This window comes from Lysobacter oryzae DSM 21044 (genome assembly GCF_059568595.1).
On sequence record NZ_JCANTQ010000010.1, the window covers coordinates 1 to 18276 of the forward strand.

At 69.5% G+C, this 18276-nt stretch carries 16 protein-coding genes; 6 read left to right on the forward strand and 10 right to left on the reverse strand.

Annotation, left to right across the window (positions count from 1 at the left end):
* The 3 genes from BP05_RS06110 to BP05_RS06120 all read right to left on the reverse strand — a co-directional run.
* On the reverse strand, window positions 1–503 hold a 503-nt coding region (locus tag BP05_RS06110; RefSeq protein ID WP_496361537.1), incomplete at its 3' end, for a dTDP-glucose 4,6-dehydratase.
* A gap of 76 nt (window positions 504–579) precedes the next feature.
* Window positions 580–1065, reverse strand: coding sequence for a single-stranded DNA-binding protein (gene ssb, locus BP05_RS06115; RefSeq protein WP_496361538.1), 486 nt, complete (start codon window positions 1063–1065; stop codon window positions 580–582).
* Between the two features lie 244 nt (window positions 1066–1309).
* On the reverse strand, window positions 1310–2221 hold the full coding sequence (locus BP05_RS06120) for a helix-turn-helix domain-containing protein (RefSeq protein WP_496361540.1): 912 nt from the start codon (window positions 2219–2221) through the stop codon (window positions 1310–1312).
* Window positions 2222–2566: 345 nt separating this feature from the next.
* Between BP05_RS06120 and BP05_RS06125 the strand changes: the two genes are divergently transcribed.
* The 3 genes from BP05_RS06125 to BP05_RS06135 are packed head-to-tail and all read left to right on the forward strand — an operon-like array spanning window position 2567 to window position 5536.
* On the forward strand, window positions 2567–3694 hold the full coding sequence (locus BP05_RS06125) for a sensor histidine kinase (protein WP_496361542.1): 1128 nt from the start codon (window positions 2567–2569) through the stop codon (window positions 3692–3694).
* Window positions 3691–4482 (forward strand): LytR/AlgR family response regulator transcription factor, encoded by a 792-nt coding sequence (locus BP05_RS06130; protein WP_496361544.1) that lies wholly within the window; start codon window positions 3691–3693, stop codon window positions 4480–4482. Before BP05_RS06125 ends, BP05_RS06130 begins: the two co-directional genes overlap by 4 nt.
* A gap of 43 nt (window positions 4483–4525) precedes the next feature.
* Window positions 4526–5536, forward strand: coding sequence for a polyprenyl synthetase family protein (locus BP05_RS06135; protein ID WP_496361546.1), 1011 nt, complete (start codon window positions 4526–4528; stop codon window positions 5534–5536).
* 108 nt (window positions 5537–5644) lie between these two features.
* Here the strand turns inward: BP05_RS06135 and BP05_RS06140 are convergent, their stop codons facing one another.
* The 4 genes from BP05_RS06140 to BP05_RS06155 form a co-directional block, all read right to left on the reverse strand.
* Window positions 5645–6424, reverse strand: a complete 780-nt coding sequence (locus BP05_RS06140) for a dienelactone hydrolase family protein (RefSeq protein ID WP_496361548.1) — start codon at window positions 6422–6424, stop codon at window positions 5645–5647.
* Between the two features lie 121 nt (window positions 6425–6545).
* Window positions 6546–8006, reverse strand: coding sequence for a UDP-N-acetylmuramoyl-L-alanine--D-glutamate ligase (gene murD / locus BP05_RS06145; RefSeq protein WP_496361550.1), 1461 nt, complete (start codon window positions 8004–8006; stop codon window positions 6546–6548).
* Window positions 7945–9306 carry a UDP-N-acetyl-alpha-D-muramoyl-L-alanyl-L-glutamate epimerase gene (murL, locus tag BP05_RS06150; RefSeq protein ID WP_496361552.1) on the reverse strand — a complete coding sequence of 454 codons (1362 nt, stop codon included), beginning with the start codon at window positions 9304–9306 and terminating at the stop codon, window positions 7945–7947. The genes murD and murL overlap by 62 nt, the downstream gene beginning before the upstream one ends.
* Before the next feature lie 72 nt (window positions 9307–9378).
* Window positions 9379–11961, reverse strand: coding sequence for a bifunctional aspartate kinase/diaminopimelate decarboxylase (locus BP05_RS06155; RefSeq protein ID WP_496361553.1), 2583 nt, complete (start codon window positions 11959–11961; stop codon window positions 9379–9381).
* A gap of 172 nt (window positions 11962–12133) precedes the next feature.
* Between BP05_RS06155 and BP05_RS06160 the strand changes: the two genes are divergently transcribed.
* Entirely contained in the window at window positions 12134–13018 is an 885-nt protein-coding gene (locus BP05_RS06160) for a PhzF family phenazine biosynthesis protein (protein ID WP_496361555.1), read from the forward strand.
* Window positions 13019–13124: 106 nt separating this feature from the next.
* The gene (locus BP05_RS06165; protein ID WP_496361557.1) at window positions 13125–13922 is read left to right on the forward strand and encodes an SDR family oxidoreductase; all 798 of its coding nucleotides are present in this window, start codon (window positions 13125–13127) and stop codon (window positions 13920–13922) included.
* Window positions 13923–13970: 48 nt separating this feature from the next.
* On the opposite strand, the gene BP05_RS06170 is transcribed toward BP05_RS06165, so the two are convergent.
* The 3 genes from BP05_RS06170 to BP05_RS06180 form a co-directional block, all read right to left on the reverse strand.
* On the reverse strand, window positions 13971–14714 hold the full coding sequence (locus tag BP05_RS06170) for a glycine zipper 2TM domain-containing protein (RefSeq protein WP_496361559.1): 744 nt from the start codon (window positions 14712–14714) through the stop codon (window positions 13971–13973).
* 92 nt (window positions 14715–14806) lie between these two features.
* Window positions 14807–15493, reverse strand: coding sequence for an alpha/beta fold hydrolase (locus BP05_RS06175; protein ID WP_496361561.1), 687 nt, complete (start codon window positions 15491–15493; stop codon window positions 14807–14809).
* 11 nt (window positions 15494–15504) lie between these two features.
* A complete protein-coding gene (locus BP05_RS06180; protein WP_496361563.1) occupies window positions 15505–15942 on the reverse strand; it encodes an OsmC family protein in 438 nt (145 codons plus the stop codon).
* A 249-nt stretch (window positions 15943–16191) separates the two neighbouring features.
* Here BP05_RS06180 and fusA point away from each other — a divergent pair, with 249 nt between their 5' ends.
* A complete protein-coding gene (gene fusA / locus BP05_RS06185; RefSeq protein ID WP_496361565.1) occupies window positions 16192–18255 on the forward strand; it encodes an elongation factor G in 2064 nt (687 codons plus the stop codon).
* Window positions 18256–18276 lie beyond the last annotated feature (21 nt).

The following is an 18276-nucleotide window of genomic DNA, read 5'->3' on the forward strand; positions in this document are numbered from 1 at the left end:
AGGTGATCGGACGCAGCCTTGGAAGCCGAGTACGGCGAATTCGGCGCGAACGCGGTCGTTTCGGTGAACTTGCCGGTGTCGCCCAGCGTGCCGTACACCTCGTCGGTGGAGACGTGCAGGAAGCGGAAGGCATCGCGCGCCGGCGCGTCGAGCGATTTCCAGTAGTCGCGCGTCTTCTCCAGCAGGTTGAGCGTGCCCACGACATTCGTCTGCACGAACGCCGCGGGACCGTCGATGGAGCGGTCCACGTGGCTTTCGGCGGCGAAGTTGATCACGGCGTCCGGGCGGTGCTCGCGCAGCAGGCGTTCGACCAACTGCGCATCACCGATGTCGCCCTGCACGAAGACGTGGTCGGGATTGCCCTCCAGGGGCGACAGCGTGTCGCGATTGCCCGCGTAGGTCAGCAGGTCGAGGTTGACGACGCGCACCCCGCGCTGAACCGCCTCCAGGACGAAATTGCCGCCAATGAACCCGGCGCCACCGGTCACAAGCCAAGTTGCCACTCGAAACTCCCTTCAATTTCCAGACGATCCAGGTGCCGCAGCCATGCCGGCGCGGTGACGCGCCGGCAGGACGTTCTCAGAACGGAATGTCGTCGTCTGCGAAGTCGGCCCCGAAATCGCTCGCCTTGGCCGGCGCCTGCTCGCGGCGCGGTGCGCCACCCTGCGGCTGCGAGGGACGCGAGGGACGGGATTCGCCGCCGCCGAACTCGCGGCGCGGAGCCCCGCCCTCGGCGCCGCCGCCCAGCATCTGCATGTCGTCGGCGACGATGTCCGTGGTGTAGTGCTTGACGCCGTCCTTCTCGTACGAGCCGTACTCGAGGCGGCCCTCGATGTAGACCTGGCGCCCCTTGCGCAGGTATTCGCCGGCGATCTCGCCCAGCTTGCCGAACAGCTTGACGCGGTGCCATTCGGTCTTTTCCTGGGTATTGCCGTCACGGTCCTTGCGGACCGAAGTGGTCGCCAGGCTCAACGTCGTGATGGCCATGCCGCCCTGGGTGTACTTGGTTTCGGGGTCGTTGCCGAGGTTGCCGACCAGGATGACCTTGTTGATGCCACGTGCCATGGAGTTTGCGGTCCTTTGGAAGGAGATCCCCGCAATGGGGACCCCGGTAGGAGGAGATCGGGACGTCCGTTCCGGCTCGGAGCCGGCCGTGGAGCGGACGCATGCCATCACAGTATATCCGCCGCCCTGAAGCGATCAGGGCGCGGCGCGGGGGCGGGTAGGAAATCCCCGATCGGGGCAAACTGCCGGCCGCCCCTTCCGGGTCGGGAGGGAGCGGCCGTCAAGCCGGGACGCGTGAGCCCGGTCAGACGGAGGCGGTCATCGGCGCATCCGCACCCAGCCCGGCGTCCATCGCCCCCGGCTGGTGACGCGCGCGCCAGGACGAAGCTGTTTCCCCGTGCCAGGCCTTGAACTGGCGGGCGAAGCTGCACGGGTCGTGGAAGCCGCAGGCTTCGGCGAGTTCGGTGATCGACAGCTGGCTGTCGTGGAGGAGGTCACGTGCGCGCTGCATGCGCAGGCGCATCGATGCCTTCTGAAGGGTCTCGTGGTAGACCGCGTGGAAGGTCTTGGACAGCCACCAGCTGGAAAACCGGGTGAGCTCCATCAGGTCCTCGATCCGCAGCATGCGCTGCGGGTTGCCTTCCAGGCACAGCCGCGCCTTCTGAATGCGGGAGAAGATCCGCGTCTTGCGGTGGAAGGACCGGCCGGGGCAGCGCTCGATCATCTCCGCGAATGGCTCCTGCGCGGCCTGCCAGCACTTGAGCAGCGGCTTGAGCGAGCGCATCACCGCGGCGGCGCCGGCGTCATTGGGCAGCCTGGCGCACTGGCGCCACAGCCGCAGGGCGACCCGGCGTTCGGCCAGCGGCATCGAGCCGCGGCCTACCAGCAGCCCGCGGTCCGTCGGGTCCAGCGCGCCGTGCATGACGTCCGCCGGCAGGACGAGTGCGACCGCGAAGCCGTGGTTGTCGGTCTGGATTTCCGGCGCGGACCCCCGTTCCAGGGCGATCCAGTCGCCCGCCCGCAGGGTGAAGCTGCCCTCCAGCGCGGTGACCTGGGCGCTGCCCCGCAGCTGCAGCCAGAACGAGAACATCGTCGCCGGCGCGCGGACCCGTTCGGCGCGGGACACGGCCGTGAAGCGAACCGGCATGGCGGCGGCGCCCGCCGCTTGGGGGGACGGCATGCGCGCGTCGTGCGCGGTGACGAAGGTGTCGGGCATGGCGGGCTCCTGGACGAGGCGGACCTGACGATCGCTGGCGATACGCATTGCAGGGACTGGCGAGGATGTTTGTAGCGCCACCTGGTCTGGGATGCGCGAGGTATTCGGCGAGTTGCCCGAAAAGGCCGACCAGCAGCGGAAAAATCGACGAAACCGCCTTTTGCGCCGACGAAACAACCTCCGAGCGCGTCCTGCGCGCTCATGGGCATGGCGCTAGCGCGCAGCCGCCCGCACCAGCGTGCCGCTGCCCGTCCGTCCGGGTGGCGGCGGCCCGCTTGCATCGCGCGGCCGTCGCGGTTACATCACAGCGCCGGCACGAATCTCGTGGCCACTACCGAAGGTGCAATGACCAGTTCCCGCCAACGCGCCATCGAGGCCATCCCCGGCTTGCGCCGGCTCGACCCGCTCGGCCGTACCGTGCTCGCGCTGACGCTCGCCGTCTGGGCGATGCACTACGCCATGCGCACGATGCTCAGCCTGATGCCCGGCGACAGCTGGATCGAACCGGGCAGCCTCATGGCGCGCACCGTGGCCAGCACCCTGGGCATCGTCCTGTGCCTGGCGATCCACGCGGCGCTCAAGAAGGCCGACAGCAACCGCCCGTGGCGGCTGCTCGGCTACACCCTGGCCCTGAGCTTCCCGGCCGCGCTGCTGCTGACCTGGGCGGGCGAATACATCTTCCGCTACTTCACCGACTACTACGCGATGTATCCGGATCGCTGGATGTCGAGCATGGAACTGGGCGAGACCTACAAGGCCTACCAGTGGAATTTCTTCGCCTGGTGCGCGCTGTACGCCGCCGCGCGCAACAACGCCGAGGTGCGGCGCCGCGACCAGCAACTGGCCGCCGCCACCAATGCCGCGCAACAGGCGCAGCTGCTGGCGTTGCGCCTGCAGGTCAACCCGCACTTCCTGTTCAACACGCTCAACACCCTCGCCGGCCTGATCGTGCTGGGTCGCACCAGCGAGTCGGAGAAGATGGTGCTGAGCCTGTCGCGCTTCCTGCGCTACACCCTGTCGCGCACGCCCTCGCAACTGACCACGCTGGCGGACGAGGTCGGCATGCTGCGGCAATACCTGGAAATCGAAGCCGCGCGCTTCTCCGACCGCCTCAAGGTCACCTGGGACATCCCGCCGTCGTGCATGCAGGCCATGGTGCCGAGCCTGATCCTGCTGCCGCTGGTCGAAAACGCCTTGAAGTACGGGCTGGGCGGCTCCGATCGCCCGGTCGAGATCGCCATCGGCGCGCGCGCCGAACACGGCCAGCTGGTGCTCAGTGTCGAGGACGACGGCGGTAGCGTTCACGGCAATGCCGGCAGCGGGCTTGGCATCGGCCTGTCCAACGCCCGCCAGCGGCTCGCGGCCCTGTACGGCGACGACGCCCGCCTCGACAGCGCGCCGCTCGAGCACGGCTGGCGCAGCGTGATCCGGGTGCCGTTGCAGGAAGACCTGGCGCTGGATCCGGCGGCGTGATCCGGATCCTGCTCGCCGACGACGAGCCGATCGCGCTCGACCGCCTGGAGCTGGCCGTTGCCGGCATTCCCGACGCCGAACTTGTCGCCAAGGCGCGCAACGGCAAGGAAGCGCTGACCCTGATCCGCGAACTGAAACCGGACATCGCGGTGCTCGACATCCAGATGCCGGTAAAGGACGGTTTCGCCGCGATCGCCGAACTCAAGCCCGGCGAACACCTGCCGGAGATCATCTTCGTCACCGCCTACCAGGAGCACGCCGTGCGCGCATTCGAGGTGCACGCGGTGGACTACCTGCTCAAGCCGGTCTCGTTCGAGCGTTTCCGCGAAGCGGTGCGGCTGGCGCGCACCCGGCTGGAAGCGCGCGCCGCCGAGGTGCGCTTCGCCGAACTGCAGCAGCTGATCGCCAGCCTGCGCGCCTCGGGCACGCCCGAGAACGGCGCCGCCTACGAGCGCGAGTTCTGGGTGCGCACGCGCGACGGCATCGTGCGCGTCGCCGCCGACAACATCGAGGCCATCACCGCCGAGGGCGATTACGTGCTGCTGCACGTAGGCGGGAAGTCGCACCTGCTCAAGGAAACGATCAGCTCGCTGGCATCGCGGCTCGACCCTGCGGTCCACCTGCGCGTGCACCGTTCGACCATCGTCAACCTGCGCCAGGTCGCGAGCCTGCACCGGCGCGGTCCCAAGGGACTGTCGCTGACGCTGGCGTCGGGCGGCGACTACGCGATCGGCCCCAACTACGTGGAAACCGTGCTCAAGGTCGTCAACGCGCGACGCTGGCGCTGACCGGACCGTGGCCGCTTGCGCACGGCCCGTATAATCACGGGCTATGTCCGCCGATTCCTCCCTGCGCCCCGTCGCCACGCCACTGCCCGACCTCGCCGCCATCCAGGCCCTCGCCCGCGAGGACATGGCCGCGGTCGATGCGCTGATCCGCCACCGCCTCGCGTCGGACGTGGTGCTGATCAACCAGGTCGCCGAATACATCGTCGGCGCCGGCGGCAAGCGCCTGCGCCCGATGCTGCTGCTCCTGGCCGCGGGCGCGCTGGGGCATCGCGGTCCCGACGCGCACCAGCTCGCGGCCGTGGTCGAATTCATCCACACCGCGACCCTGCTACACGACGACGTGGTCGACGAATCCGACCTGCGCCGCGGCCGCAAGACCGCCAACGCCGTCTGGGGCAATGCCGCCAGCGTGCTGGTCGGCGACTTCCTGTACTCGCGCAGCTTCCAGCTGATGGTCGAACTCGACCGCATGGAAGTCATGCGCATCCTCGCCGACACCACCAACCGCATCGCCGAGGGCGAGGTGCTGCAGCTGCTGCACGTGCGCAACCCCGACACCGACGAGGCCGCGTACCTGCGCGTGATCGAGCGCAAGACCGCGGTGCTGTTCGCGGCGGCGACGCGCCTGGGCGCCCTCCTCTCGGGCGCCGATGCGGCTACCTGCGACGCGCTGCACGACTACGGCATGAACCTGGGCTACGCGTTCCAGATCGCCGACGACGTGCTCGATTACGCCTCGGATGCGGAAACCCTCGGCAAGAACCTCGGCGACGACCTCGCCGAAGGCAAGGCCACGCTGCCGCTCATCCACGCCATGCTGCACAGCGATGCCGACGTGCGCGGCCGCCTGCGCCACGCGGTCGAACACGGCGACACCGGCGCGCTGCCGGACGTGCTGCAGGCCATCCGCGCCACCGGCGGCCTGGAATACAGCCGCCAGCGCGCGTTCGAGTACGCGGATGCCGCCGGGCGTGCGCTGGAAGGGATCGCCGACAACAGCTACACGGCCGCGCTGCGGGGCCTGGCGCGCTACGCGGTCAACCGCGACCACTGAGCGCCGCGACACGCCGCGCCGCGACACGCCTGCCCTAGCGAAAACTTTCATCGCGCCGCAGCGCGCGACGAGGGTCAACTACGAGCCTTTTCCCCGCTCGCCCCGCCCTCACTTCACCCCGAACTTCTCCGCGAAGAAGTCATCCATCATGCGGAATGCGCGCGTCGCCGAACGCTCGTTGTAGCGGCAGTTGCCTTCCGCCTCCTCCGGCTCGGTGTAGCAGTGCACGGTGCCGCCGAAGTCGAGGAACTGCCAGTCCGCCTTCGCCTCGTTCATCTGCTTGACGAAGTTGCCGCGGTCCTCCGCGGTGACGTTGGCGTCGTCCGCGCCGTTGAGGACCAGCACGCTCGCCTTGATGCCTTCCGGCCCGGGTTTCGCGGAGGCCTTGAGGTTGCCGTGGAAGCTGACCACGCCGGCGACGTCGGCGCCGCTGCGGGCCAAGTCGAGCACCGCGCCGCCGCCGAAGCAGAAACCGATCGCGCCGATCCGCTGCGGGTCCAACGGCGCCTTGCCCTGCTGCTTGAGCACCTCCACCGCCTTGGCGACGCGCGCGGCCAGGCCTTCCGGCGCGGCGTAGGCGGACTGCAATGCCTTCATCGCCTCGCCATGGTCCTTGGGATGCACGCCCTTGCCGTACACGTCCGCGAGCAGGATCACGTACTTGTCGCCGGCGATGCGCTTGGCCTTCTCGACCGCGCCGGCATTGACCCCCATCCAGTTGGGCACCATCACCAGGCCCGGCCGCTTGCCCTTCGCTGCATCGTCGTAGACGACGTAGCCGGCGAACGACTGCTTGCCGATCGACCACTCCACCGGCCTGGCCTGCATGGCGGCAAAGGCAGGCACGCTGGAGACGAGCAACAGGGCGGCAACGGCAAGACGGCGCATGGCGGGCTCCTTAGGGGCGGTGGCGGAAGCGTAGGCAGCCCTGGTTCGAGCTGCGTGAAGCCGCGATGGTGCCAGCGCCGGAGCAAGGAGCCATGGCGCACGCTGGCGGCATTTGCCCGGGTCAGGCGATGCCCAGCCCCGGGATGGCGCTGATGCTCTCGGGATCGAAGCCGGCGAGCTCGGCGAAGTGGCGGCCGCGAGCGACGTAATCGCGGTACGCGCCGAAACTCGGCGCTCCAGGTGACAACAGCAGCACGCCATCGCCACCGAGCGCGCGCTCCGCCTGTTTCATCGCGTCGGCCAGATCGGTGGCGGCACCGAGCACGAAGCCGCGTTCGCGCGCCACCGGCGCGAGCAGGTCGTGGATGCGCGGCCCGTTCTGGCCCATGGTCACGATCGCCAACGGCGCGGAGGTCTGCATGGCCCTTGCGAACTCATCCCAGGGCAGACCGCGATCGTGTCCGCCGACCAGCAGGGCCACGCGCCGGCCGCGGAAGACACCCAGCGCGGCCAGGCTCGCGTGCGGCGTGGTGCTGATCGAATCGTTGACGTAGGTGATCCCGTCGCGCACGCCGATGGTCTGCAGGCGATTGGGCAAGGGACGGAAACCGGCGGCGTGCGGCGCCAGCGCGGCGGCGTCGAGCCCGAGCGCCTCGATCGCGGTGAGCACGGCGCAGAGGTTGCCGCGGTTATGGCGGCCCGGCAGCGGCAGCGGGATCGTGTCCATCACGAAGCGCTCGCCGCGATACAGCGCGTCCTCGCGCAGGTGCCAGCCGTCCTCGCGGCCGAACCAGCGCACCTCGCTGTCCGGCAGGTGCAGCGCGGACAGGATCGGATCGTCGGCATTGAGCACGGCGATCCGCGGCCTCGCCTCGGTAAGCAGGCGCAGCTTGTCGGCGACGTAGCGCTCGTGCGAGCCGTGCCAGTCGAGATGCTCCGGGAAGATGTTGAGCGCGACCGCGACGCCGGGGCGCGCCCCGCTCGCGGCGACGTCGCCGGTCTGGTAGCTGGACAGCTCGATCGCCCAGTACTCCGGTACGGGCGTCGGATCGAGCACTTCCAGCAGCGGCAATCCGATGTTGCCGGCCAGCGCAGTCGTGTGCCCGCCCGCGCGCAGCAGGTGTGCGAGCAGCGAGGTGGTCGTGCTCTTGCCCTTGGTGCCGGTGACGCACACGGCGTTGTCGACGCCGCCGGCGGCATCGGCGTGCTCGCCGAACCACAGCGCGGTGCCGCCGATGAAGCGCGTGCCCTGCGCGGCCGCGGCGAGGGCTTCGTCCTTGTAGGGACTGATGCCCGGCGACTTCACCACGATCTGATAGCCGCCCAGGCGCGCCGCATCCGCCTCGTTCTCGATGGTCAGCAGCGTGTCGCCGCTTGCGATCGCGTCGGCGGTCTCCTCGACATTGCAGAACAGCGTCAGCGGCAGCTGCGGCAGGCGCGCGCGGATCGCGTGGTAGGCGGCGCGGCCCTCGCGGCCCCAGCCCCAGAGCGCGACCCTGCGACCCTCGAGTTGCGCGATATCAAGCGGCGAACTGGGCACGCAGGCGTTCCCACAGTTTGGCCGGGATGCGGTGCTCGTCATCGATCACCAGCAGCGGCTCGATGCGCAGTTCCGCGTCATTGAGCTGGGGCCGGATCTCGCGCGCGAAGCGTTCGACCAGCGCGTCCTCGCGCCATTCGGGCCGGCTGCCCAGCGCCGCCATCGCCGCGCGCGACTCGCGGCCCTCGCCGACGCATTCGAACGGCTTGTGGTCCTGGAATTCCAGCAGCGCGTCATACCCGGCCGTCTGCGCGGGATCGTCGAGCAGGTTGCGGCCGAAGATGCCGACCAGGCGCGGCTTGGGCATGAACGGCGCCAGCGCGAGGAACACGAAGTGGCACTTCGGGCACACGCCGCACCAGCGGTTGGCCGGGCGTTCGCCGAGGATGTGGAAGTTGCGGTTGCAGCTGGAGAAGTGCGCGTCGTAGCGGTCGGTCCTGGCGAACTGCCGGGCCACGGCGAGCTCGCTGAGCGGACGCAGCAAGGAGTAGTAGTGCAGGTCGGCGGCGATCTCGCGCTGCACGTAGTCGCCGAAGGCCGACTCGCAGGCCCAGCCCTTCGACCACTGGTGGTTCACCTCGCCGGTACCCTCGATCATGCTGCCGTAGCTGGCCGAGCGTTCGTTGGAGAACACCACTTGGTCGACGCCGAGCAGGACCGCGGCGAACACCATGATCGCCGAGTTCAGTACGGTGACCGGGATGTGCCCGTTCCAGGCGCCTTCGCGGTTGTAGTCGAACAGTTGCGGGGCGAGCGCGCGACCCAGGTTGAGCGTCGGCAGCCCGGTGCGTTCGGCGCAGGCCTTGATCAGTTGCGAACCGCCGATCCAGGTGACGGTCTGCTCGACGCCGAGCGCGCGCAGGGCCTCGATGCTGACCAGCGAATCCTTGCCACCGCCGATCGCGACCAGCGCCTGCTCGCGCAGGCCGAGCGCCGGTGCCGCGGCACGCGGCGTGGCCTCGCTCGGGAAACGGATCCTGCCGTGCAGGTTGAGGCCGTTGCGGTAGGCGAACTCGCCCAGGCCGTTTACGTAGATCAGCTCCAGCATCGCCGCGGTGCCGGCGTCGATCGCGTACGACTCGATGCGGATGTCCTGCGGCACGGCGGCCTTGTAGTAGCTCACGCCGGCGATCAGGTGCAGCAGCTGCAAGGCGCGCTGCGCGGCCGCCGCGCGTTCGCCTTCGAGTTCGAAGGGCGCACCGGGCACGGTGATCGTCTCGATCAGCTCGGGGCCGTCGTCGAAGGCGTACACCAGTTGCGCAATGCCGGTCGCCGCATCGAACGTGCAACGCACGAAGCGGAAGGCCTTGATCGCGTCGCGTTGGAATTTCCAGTCAGTCATTTCGGAACCATCGTGGGGCGGGCCGGGGCCCGCCGTTGGAACATCGTCATCGCCGTGGCGGGCCAGCCCGCCTTACAGCACGTCCTCGGCCGGCAGGGCCCGCAGGTTGTAGGTGTTCGCCATTGCCATGCCGTAGGCGCCGGCGTCGGCAACCAGCAGCACGTCGCCTTCGCTCGTCGCCACGGGCAGCAGCCGGCTGCGGCCGAGCACGTCGCCGCTTTCGCAGATCGGGCCGACCACGTCGAAGGCCGCGGTCGCCTCGTCGTCCAGCCGCGTGAGGTTGTGGATCGCGTGGTAGGCCTCGTACATCGCCGGACGCACCAGCGCGTTCATGCCGGCATCGGCGCCGACGCGACGCACGCCATCCTTCTCCACGACCTGGGTCACGCCCAGCAGCAGCACGCCCGCCTCGGCGACGAGGTAGCGCCCCGGCTCGACCACCAGGCCGTAGCGCGGGTACGCCGACTTGATCTCGTCCAGGCCCGCGCGCCAGGTCGCGAGGTCGAAATCCTGCGCATCGGGCGTGTACGGAATCGGCAGGCCGCCACCGATGTCGATGGTCTCGACCGTGCCGACGTTGTCGGCGAGCCCCGCCAGCTCGGCGTACACGCCGCGCCAGTGCCGCGGATCGTCGATGCCGCTGCCCAGGTGCGCGTGCAGGCCGCTGATGCGCACGCCGAGCTTGCGCGCCTCCGCCAGGAAGGCGTCGAAGCGCGCGACCGGCAGGCCGAACTTCGCGGCGACGCCGCCGGTCTTCACCTTCTCGTGGTGGCCTTCGCCGTGACCGAGGTCGAGGCGCAGCCACAGCGTGCGGTCGCGGAACGTCTCCGGCCAGCGCTGCAGGGCCTCGACGTTGTCGAGCGTGACGGTGACGCCGCGCGCGAACGCCGCTTCGTACTCGCGGCGCGGCGCGAAGCTGGGCGTGAACAGCACGCGCTGCGGCGACAGGTTCGGCACCGTGGCGAAGACGTGGTCGAGTTCGGCCTGCGACACGCATTCCAGGCCGAGGCCCTCGCCCACCAGCGTGCGCAGGATGTCCGGGTTCGCGTTCGCCTTGATCGCGTAGAAGCAGCGATCGATGGCCGGCACCGACAGCAGGTTGCGGGCGCGCTCGCGCACGGTCGCCAGGTTGTAGGCGTAACGCGGCGTGCCCGCCTGTGCGTGCTGCAGCAGGGTCGCGCGCGCGTCCACCCACCAGGCCGGTGCGCGCTCGGCCTTGCCGTGCGCGATCTCGCGCCAGCTCGGCCCGAACACCGTGGCGTCCAGCACCGGCATCGCGCCGCCGCGGATCAGCTCCGCGTGCAGTTGCGGCAGCATGCCGTCGGCATCGGCCTCGTCGATGACGAAGGTCAGGTTGAGGTCGTTGGACGACTGCGAGATCAGGTGCACGCGCTCGCGCCCGAACGTCGCCCAGATGTCCGACAGCTTGTGCAGCAGCGAGCGCATGCCGCGGCCGACCAGGGTGATCGCCGCGCACGGCGCGATCACCTTGACCCGGCAGATCTCGGCCAGGTCGGCGCTGAGCGCTTCGAGCACGTTGGAAGTGACGAGGTTCTCGCTGGGATCCAGCGACACCGTGACGTTGGTTTCCGACGAACCGATGAGGTCGACCGAGAGGCCATGGCGCTTGAAGCGCTCGAACACGTCGGCGAGGAAGCCGACCTGCTGCCACATGCCGATGCTTTCCATCGACACCAGCACGATGCCGTTGCGGCGGCTGATCGCCTTCACCCCCGGCACGGTCGCGGCCGACGCATCGATGCGCGTGCCCGGCAGGTCGAAGCGCTCGGTGTCGAGGATCGCCATCGGCACGCCCGCGTCGCGGCACGGCGCGATCGAGCGCGGGTGCAGCACCTTGGCGCCGGTGGTCGCGATTTCCTGCGCTTCGGCGTAGTCCAGGCGCGTGAGCAGGCGCGCATCGGGCACGTCGCGCGGATTGGCGGTGAACATGCCCGGCACGTCGGTCCAGATCTCCACGCGCCTGGCCTTGAGCAGCGCGCCGAAGTACGCCGCCGACGTATCCGAGCCACCGCGGCCGAGGATCGCGGTGCCGCCATCGCCATGCCGGGCGATGAAGCCCTGGGTGAGCAGCATCGGCGCAGGCTGCCGGGCGAAGCGCTCGACGAAGCCCGCATCGCCGCTGTGGCGGCAGTTCACCGCCAGGCGCTGCGCCCATGGGCTCGCATTGGGCAGCGACACCGCATCGAGCCACTGCCGTGCGTCGCACCAGCCGAAGTCGTGGCCCTGCGTGCGCAGGTAGGCCGCGCCGAGCGTCGAGGACAGCAGCTCGCCCTGCGCCAGCACCTCGGCCTGCCAGTCCAGCGTGCGCTGTGCGGCGCGCGGGTCGGTCGCCAGCGCCTGCAGCGCGGCGAGGCGCTCGCCCAGCACCGCGTCGGCATCGAGGTCGAGTTCGGCACAGAACGCACGATGGCGTTCGACCAGCGCGGCGACGCGGGCGGCGATGTCGTCACCGTTCGCTATCGCCTGCAGCTCGTTGGTCACGCCCGAGAGCGCGGACACCACCACCAGCACGCGCGCGCCGTCCTCGGCCATGCGTTTGGAAGCGAGGCGTCCGATGGTGTCCCAACGATTGCGGCGCGATACGGAGGTTCCGCCGAACTTGAGTACAACCCAGGGATGCGCTCCCGCTGTCACTGATGTGTGTCCTTGTCTTGGTGATGAGGAAAGAAAATGTCCATGCGCCGCCGCGGACCTCTAGAATCCGGCCCTGGCCCACGCCGCGCACGAAACCGCAATTCTAGTCGAAGCGCCCGGCCCCTTCCCCCACTGGACCCGTGCCCTGCGGGTTCCAACCAGAATCCCCCACATGAAACGTCGTTATCTGCAGTTGGACGTCTTCGCCGGCAATCCGGGCGATGGCAACCCCCTGGCCGTCGTACTTGACGCGCAGGGCCTGGACGATGCCGCCATGCAGGCCATCGCCAAGTGGACGCGCCTGCCGGAAACGACTTTCGTCTTCCCGCCCACCCAGCCCGGTGCGAGCTACCGCATCCGCATGTTCAGCCCGCGCCGCGAAGTGCCCTTCGCCGGGCATCCGAGCGTCGGCACCGCCCACGCGGTCCTCGAGGCCGGGCTGGCTACGCCCCGCGACGGCCTGCTGCACCAGGAAGGCATTGCCGGGGTGCTCCCGCTGCAGGTGGTCGGCGAGGGGCGCACGCGCACGATCGCGGTGCGCACGCCGCGCGCCCGGGTGGTGGAGGTCGCCTCTGCCGACGACCCGCGCCTGGCGCCAGCACTGCGCGGCCTGCGACTGGGCACGTTGCCGCCGGTGCTGATGGACGGCGGGCGCCGCTGGTGGCTGGCGGAGATCGCCGACGAAACCGCCCTGCGCGCCGCCACGCCCAACTGGGATGCGATCGCAGAATTGGCGCTGGCCACCGAAGCGATGGGCCTGTTCGTCTACGCCCGCAGCACCGACCCCGTCTACTACTACGCCGTGCGCGCGTTCGTGGGCGCGCCGGCGCGCTTCGAGGATGCGGCTTCGGGCGCGGCCAACGCCACGCTGGCGGCCTGGCTGGCGTCGCGCAATGCCCTGCCCAATGCCGAGGGTCGCTACCGCATCAGCCAGGGCCGCGAAGTCGGCCATGACGCGATCATCGATCTGCACGTTGACGCCGAGGGCGAGGTCTGGTCCGGCGGCCGCGTCTGCGACGTGGTAACGGGCCACATCGACTGGCCCGCCCGCGACTGAACTCGCCAGCGACAGGGCACAAGCCGCGCGGGCGGCCCACGAAACCACAAGCCTCGGGCGTCTGACGCTGCACGCCACCAACGCCGTTCACATGCAGGAAACTCCCATGACCCAACTCGCCAACAAGGTCGTCTGGATCACCGGCGCTTCCAGCGGCATCGGCGAGGCCCTGGCGAAGCTGGCGGCGCAACGCGGGGCCAGACTGGTGCTGTCCTCGCGCCGCGCCACCGAACTTGAACGCGTGCGCCAGGCCTGCCCGCGCCCGGATGAAGTCGCCGTGCTCCCGGTCGACCTCGCCGACTTCGGCGACGCCGATGTGCTCGCCGCGGCGGCCGCCCGCTTCTTCGGCCCGATCGACGTGCTGGTGAACAACGCCGGCATTTCCCAGCGCACCGCGATGCTCGACACCACGATGCCGGCCTACCGCCAGTTGATGGAGATCGACCTGTTCGCACCGATCGCCCTGACCAAGGCGCTGGCGCCCGGCTGGGTCGCGGGCGGCGGCGGCCACGTCGTCGTCGTGAGTTCCGTGTTCGGCACCATCGCCATGGCGCGGCGCACCGGCTATGCCGCGGCCAAGCATGCGCTGCATGGCTTCTTCGACAGCGCGCGCATCGAACTCGGCCATCGCGGGGTGAAGTTCACCCTCGCCTGCCCCGGCTTCGTGCGCACCAACGTGTCGGTGAATGCGCTGGGTCCCGGTGGCCTGCCCAATGGCAAGTCGGACCACGACATCGACGCCGGCATGGACCCGCGGGTCTGCGCCGAGAAGATCTGGCGGGCGGTCGAGGCAGATCGTTACGAGGTCACCATCGCCGGCATCGAGCGTGTCGCGGTGCTGATCAAGCGCTTCCTGCCGTTGCGCTGGTACACGGCGTTTGCGCGGCGATTGAAGATCAACTGAGAAACAGGAAGGGGCCCCGCGGGGCCCCTTTCCGTCCGACGCGTCGGGTCACTCCGCCCGCACATCCACGCGCACGCGGATGCGGTCGCCGGGGTGGTAGTTGGTACGGGTGGTGTACTGGTGGCCAGCGTACTCGTAGGTCACGTCGTACGCGTTCACCGAGCGGTCGTTGCTGCTGTAGTAGCCGCTGCCGGCGGGCTGCGGATCGCACACCGTCACCGTGCCGACGCGGTCGGGCACGCGCTCGCGCTGGCGCTGGCGCTGCTCGTAGATCTGCCGGCCGGCCATGCCGCCGACCATCGAACCGATCGCCGAAGTCGCGTAGCGCGCGCTGCCGCCACCGACCTGGCTGCCGACCGCCGCACCGATGATGCCGCCCACCACGGTCGCCACGGTGGCGCCGGTCTGGGTGCCGCCGCTGCGGCGGCGGTAGTTGCCGTACTGGTCGTAGTAGCCGTCGCGATCGTTCCCGTAGCCGTTGCCGGCGTAGTAGCCGTCGTTGCGGTAGTACCCGTCGTTGTAGCCGTCATTGCGGTAGGTGCCGCCGCCGCCGCGCACGTAGCTGTTGCGCTGGTAGCAGCGCTGCGATTGCGAGGTCGGATACGCCGAGCCGTAGCGCGAATCCAGCACCGGATCGACCCGGATCACGCGGGCGTAGTCGTAGCGGACGTTGGCGTCCTGCACGTAGGTCGGCGCGGAGCTGTACGGCGTTGAACGATAGGTCTGCGCCGAGGCGAGGCCGGTGGTCGCCGCGAGGCACAGCGCCAGGGTGGAAACGGTCAGACGCTTCATGTGAAGAACTCCGCAACGCCGGATGGCGTGCGCGGATCGTGGGTCGGGGGCGGGCAATACAGGCTGAACCCAGCCGGCTCCACGGCTACGGTTTACCTCGCCGACAGCCAGGCCACGACCTGCTCCGCCAGGGCCGCCGCGCCGCGCCCGAGCAGGGGGCCGACATGGCTGGGCGAAGCCGCTTCGATCAGGTCCGCGCCCCAGTCCGCCGCGAGGCTGCGAGTCGTCGCCGGCGGTACATCCTCGTCGGCGGTCGAGACGACGCATAGCACGGGGCAGCGCGGCCGCGCGACATCGATTCCGGCATGCACGGCGCGCAACACCGCGCCGGATTCGTCGCGCCAACGCGCGAAGGCGAACAGCGCCGTTGCCTCGTCGGCATCGGGCAAGGCGCGACGCGTCGATGCCAGCCGCGCATCGCGCCGCCACGGCACCAGCGCAGGCCATTCGCGCGCCGGCAGCGCCTGCGCCCACGGCGCCGGTGGCAAGGGATTCACCAGCACCAGCGCGTCGGCGTCCTCCGCGCACTGCGCCGCCAGCAGCCCGCCCAGGCTGGCGCCGATCAATGCACGCGGCCGGGGCAACGCCAAGAGCGTGGCGAGCGCCTGCCGCCGGTAGTCATCGAGGGTCGTGGCCGCCAGTCCGTCCGCTGCCGGCTGCAGGTCCGGCGTGGACACGTCGATGCGCGCCGCGGTGAGCACGCCGCGCCACAGGTTCCATTCCCAGCCGCCGCCGCCCGCCCCGTGCAGCAGGAGCGCGTGCCCGATCCGCGGTCGCACGCGCGCCGGACTCAGCCCTGTAGCGTCGCCGACAGCGTCACCGGGACCGACAGCGCGCGCGAGATCACGCAGCCGGCCTTGGCGGCCTCGGCGATCTGCTGGAACTGGTCGGCTGTGATGCCCGGCACCTTGGCGTTCACGATCAGGTTGACGCCGGTGATGGTCGGGCCCGGATCCATGCCGGGATCCATGGTGGCCTCGGCGCGGGTTTCGATCTTGTCCGGGGTGAAGCCGGACTTGCCCAGCGTCGCCGACAACGCCATCGAGAAGCAGCCCGCGTGCGCCGCGGCCAGCAGCTCCTCCGGATTGGTGCCCTTCTCGTCGCCGAAGCGGGTCTTGAACGAGTAGTTCTGGTTGGCGAACAGGCCGCTCTGCGGCGTGCTCATGCTGCCCTTGCCGGCTTGCAGGTCGCCTTGCCAGACCGCTTCCGCGAAACGCTTGAAGGCCATGTCCGCTGCTCCATGAAAAGGGGCGCACAGGGTAGCGCCGCGGCCGTTAGCTTTGTGATGCAGGCGTCATGGCGCGAGGGCGCCAGACCCCGGCCTTGACCGGCCGCAGCGGCTGCGGGATGGTTGTTCCCCGGCTTCCGCCGGCACCCCGCCATGACCGCCCTCGCCGAGCGACTGCTCGGACGGCATCGCTTCCGACGCGGACAGCCATGACGGCCTTTCGAACCCAGCCCTGGGAGAAACGGCCTCATGTCGTACAGCACACAGGACATCCGCAACGTGGCCTTGGCAGGCCACCCCGCCGCCGGCAAGACGACGCTCTTCGAAGCCCTGCTGCACGCCGGCGGCGCCATCCAGACAGCAGGCACCATTGAACGCGGCAGCACCGTCTCCGACTTCGATCCGATCGAGAAGGAACGCGGCCATTCCCTCGACGTCGGCATCGCTTCCATCGACCACGGCACGGCGCCCGACAAGCTCGTCCACGTCAACCTGATCGACACCCCCGGCTATCCCGATTTCCGCGGCCCCGCGCTGTCCGCGCTGGCGGCGGTGGAAACCGTGGCGATCGTGGTGGATGCCGACAGCGGCGTCGAATACGGCACGCGCCGCATGATGGAGTACGCCAAGGCGCGCAACCTGTGCCGCGTGCTGGTGGTCAACAAGATCGACCACGCCGACGCGGACAGCGCCCGCGTGCTCGACGAACTGCGCGACACCTTCGGCAACGAATGCCTCCCGCTCAACCTGCCGGCGGACGGCGGCAAGGGCGTGATCGACTGCTTTTCCAACACCCAGGGCGACAGCGACCTGGGTCCGGTCGCCGACTGGCACCAGAAGATCATCGACCAGGTGGTCGAGATCAACGAGACGGTGATGGAGCACTACCTCGACCTCGGCGAGGGCGGCCTCTCCGGCCAGGAGCTGCACGACGCCTTCGAGCAGTGCCTGCGCGAGGGCCACCTCGTGCCGGTGCTGTTCTGCTCGGCGCGCAGCGGCGTCGGCATCAAGGAATTGCTGGACGTCGCCGAACGCTTGTTCCCCAATCCGAGCGAGGCCAATCCACCGTCGTTCCACAAGCTCAACGGCCACGGGCCCGAACCGATCGCGGCCGCCCCCGACCCGGCGAAGCACGTGATCGCCGACGTCTTCAAGATCGTCAACGATCCCTTCGTGGGCAAGCTCGGGATCTTCCGGGTCTACCAGGGCACGGTGAAGAAGGACACGCAGCTGTTCGTCGACGACGGCAAGAAGCCGTTCAAGGTCGGCCACCTGTTCAAGCTCAAGGGCAAGGACCACATCGAGGTCGACCAGGCCGTGCCCGGGGACATCGCCGCGATCGCCAAGGTCGACGAACTGCATTTCGACGCGGTGCTGCACGACAGCCACGACGAGGACCAGATCCACCTGGAACCGCTCGACTTCCCCAAGCCGATGTTCGGCCTGGCGGTGGAAGCCGCGCACAAGGGCCAGGAGCAGAAACTTGCGACGGCGTTGCACAAGCTGGCCGAGGAAGATCCGTGCTTCACCGTCGAGCACGAAGCCGAGACCAACGAGACGGTGATCCGTGGGCTCTCCGACCTGCACCTGCGCGTCAACCTCGACCGCTTGAAGGACAAGCACGGCGTGGAAGTGAAATCGCGGCCGCCGCGCATCGCCTACCGCGAAACCGTCAGCGGCAAGGCCGAAGGCCACCATCGCCACAAGAAGCAGACCGGCGGCGCGGGCCAGTTCGGCGAGGTCTTCCTGCGCATCGAGCCGTTGCCACGCGGTGGCGGCTTCGAGTTCGTCGACGAGGTGAAGGGCGGCACCATCCCCGGCCAGTTCATGCCCGCGGTGGAGAAAGGCGTGCGCCAGGTGCTGGGCCACGGCGCCGTCGCCGGCTATCCGATGCAGGACGTACGAGTGATCGTCTACGACGGCAAGCACCACAGCGTGGACAGCAAGGAAGTCGCGTTCGTCGCCGCCGGCAAGAAGGCCTTCCTCGACGCGATCGCCAAGGCGCGCCCGCAGGTGCTCGAGCCCATCGTCGACCTCGAGGTGAATGCGCCGGAACAGCACATGGGCGACATCAGCGGCGGCCTGGCCAGCAAGCGCGCGCGCATCAACGGCACCGATTCGACGCGTGGCAACGAGATCGTGGTCCGCGCGCAGGTGCCGCTGTCGGAGCTGGAGGGTTACGCGGCGGAACTGAAGTCGGTAACCGCCGGGCGCGGACGTTACTCGCTGGACTTCAGCCATTACGAGCCGGTCCCGGCGCAGGTGCAGCAGAAGCTGGTCGAGGCGTACAAGCCCAAGGCCGAAGAGGACTGAAGCCCGCGCGCATCCGGGCCG

Excerpts from the sequence above, each read along its gene's own strand:
- BP05_RS06180 (WP_496361563.1), bottom strand. The coding sequence starts at position 15,942 with ATGGCCTTCAAGCGTTTCGCGGAAGCGGTCTGGCAAGGCGACCTGCAA.
- BP05_RS06170 (WP_496361559.1), bottom strand. The coding sequence starts at position 14,714 with ATGAAGCGTCTGACCGTTTCCACCCTGGCGCTGTGCCTCGCGGCGACC.
- BP05_RS06125 (WP_496361542.1), top strand. The coding sequence starts at position 2,567 with ATGACCAGTTCCCGCCAACGCGCCATCGAGGCCATCCCCGGCTTGCGC.
- BP05_RS06120 (WP_496361540.1), bottom strand. The coding sequence starts at position 2,221 with ATGCCCGACACCTTCGTCACCGCGCACGACGCGCGCATGCCGTCCCCC.
- BP05_RS06135 (WP_496361546.1), top strand. The coding sequence starts at position 4,526 with ATGTCCGCCGATTCCTCCCTGCGCCCCGTCGCCACGCCACTGCCCGAC.
- BP05_RS06140 (WP_496361548.1), bottom strand. The coding sequence starts at position 6,424 with ATGCGCCGTCTTGCCGTTGCCGCCCTGTTGCTCGTCTCCAGCGTGCCT.
- murL (WP_496361552.1), bottom strand. The coding sequence starts at position 9,306 with ATGACTGACTGGAAATTCCAACGCGACGCGATCAAGGCCTTCCGCTTC.
- murD (WP_496361550.1), bottom strand. The coding sequence starts at position 8,006 with ATGACGAGCACCGCATCCCGGCCAAACTGTGGGAACGCCTGCGTGCCC.
- ssb (WP_496361538.1), bottom strand. The coding sequence starts at position 1,065 with ATGGCACGTGGCATCAACAAGGTCATCCTGGTCGGCAACCTCGGCAAC.
- BP05_RS06160 (WP_496361555.1), top strand. The coding sequence starts at position 12,134 with ATGAAACGTCGTTATCTGCAGTTGGACGTCTTCGCCGGCAATCCGGGC.
- fusA (WP_496361565.1), top strand. The coding sequence starts at position 16,192 with ATGTCGTACAGCACACAGGACATCCGCAACGTGGCCTTGGCAGGCCAC.
- BP05_RS06165 (WP_496361557.1), top strand. The coding sequence starts at position 13,125 with ATGACCCAACTCGCCAACAAGGTCGTCTGGATCACCGGCGCTTCCAGC.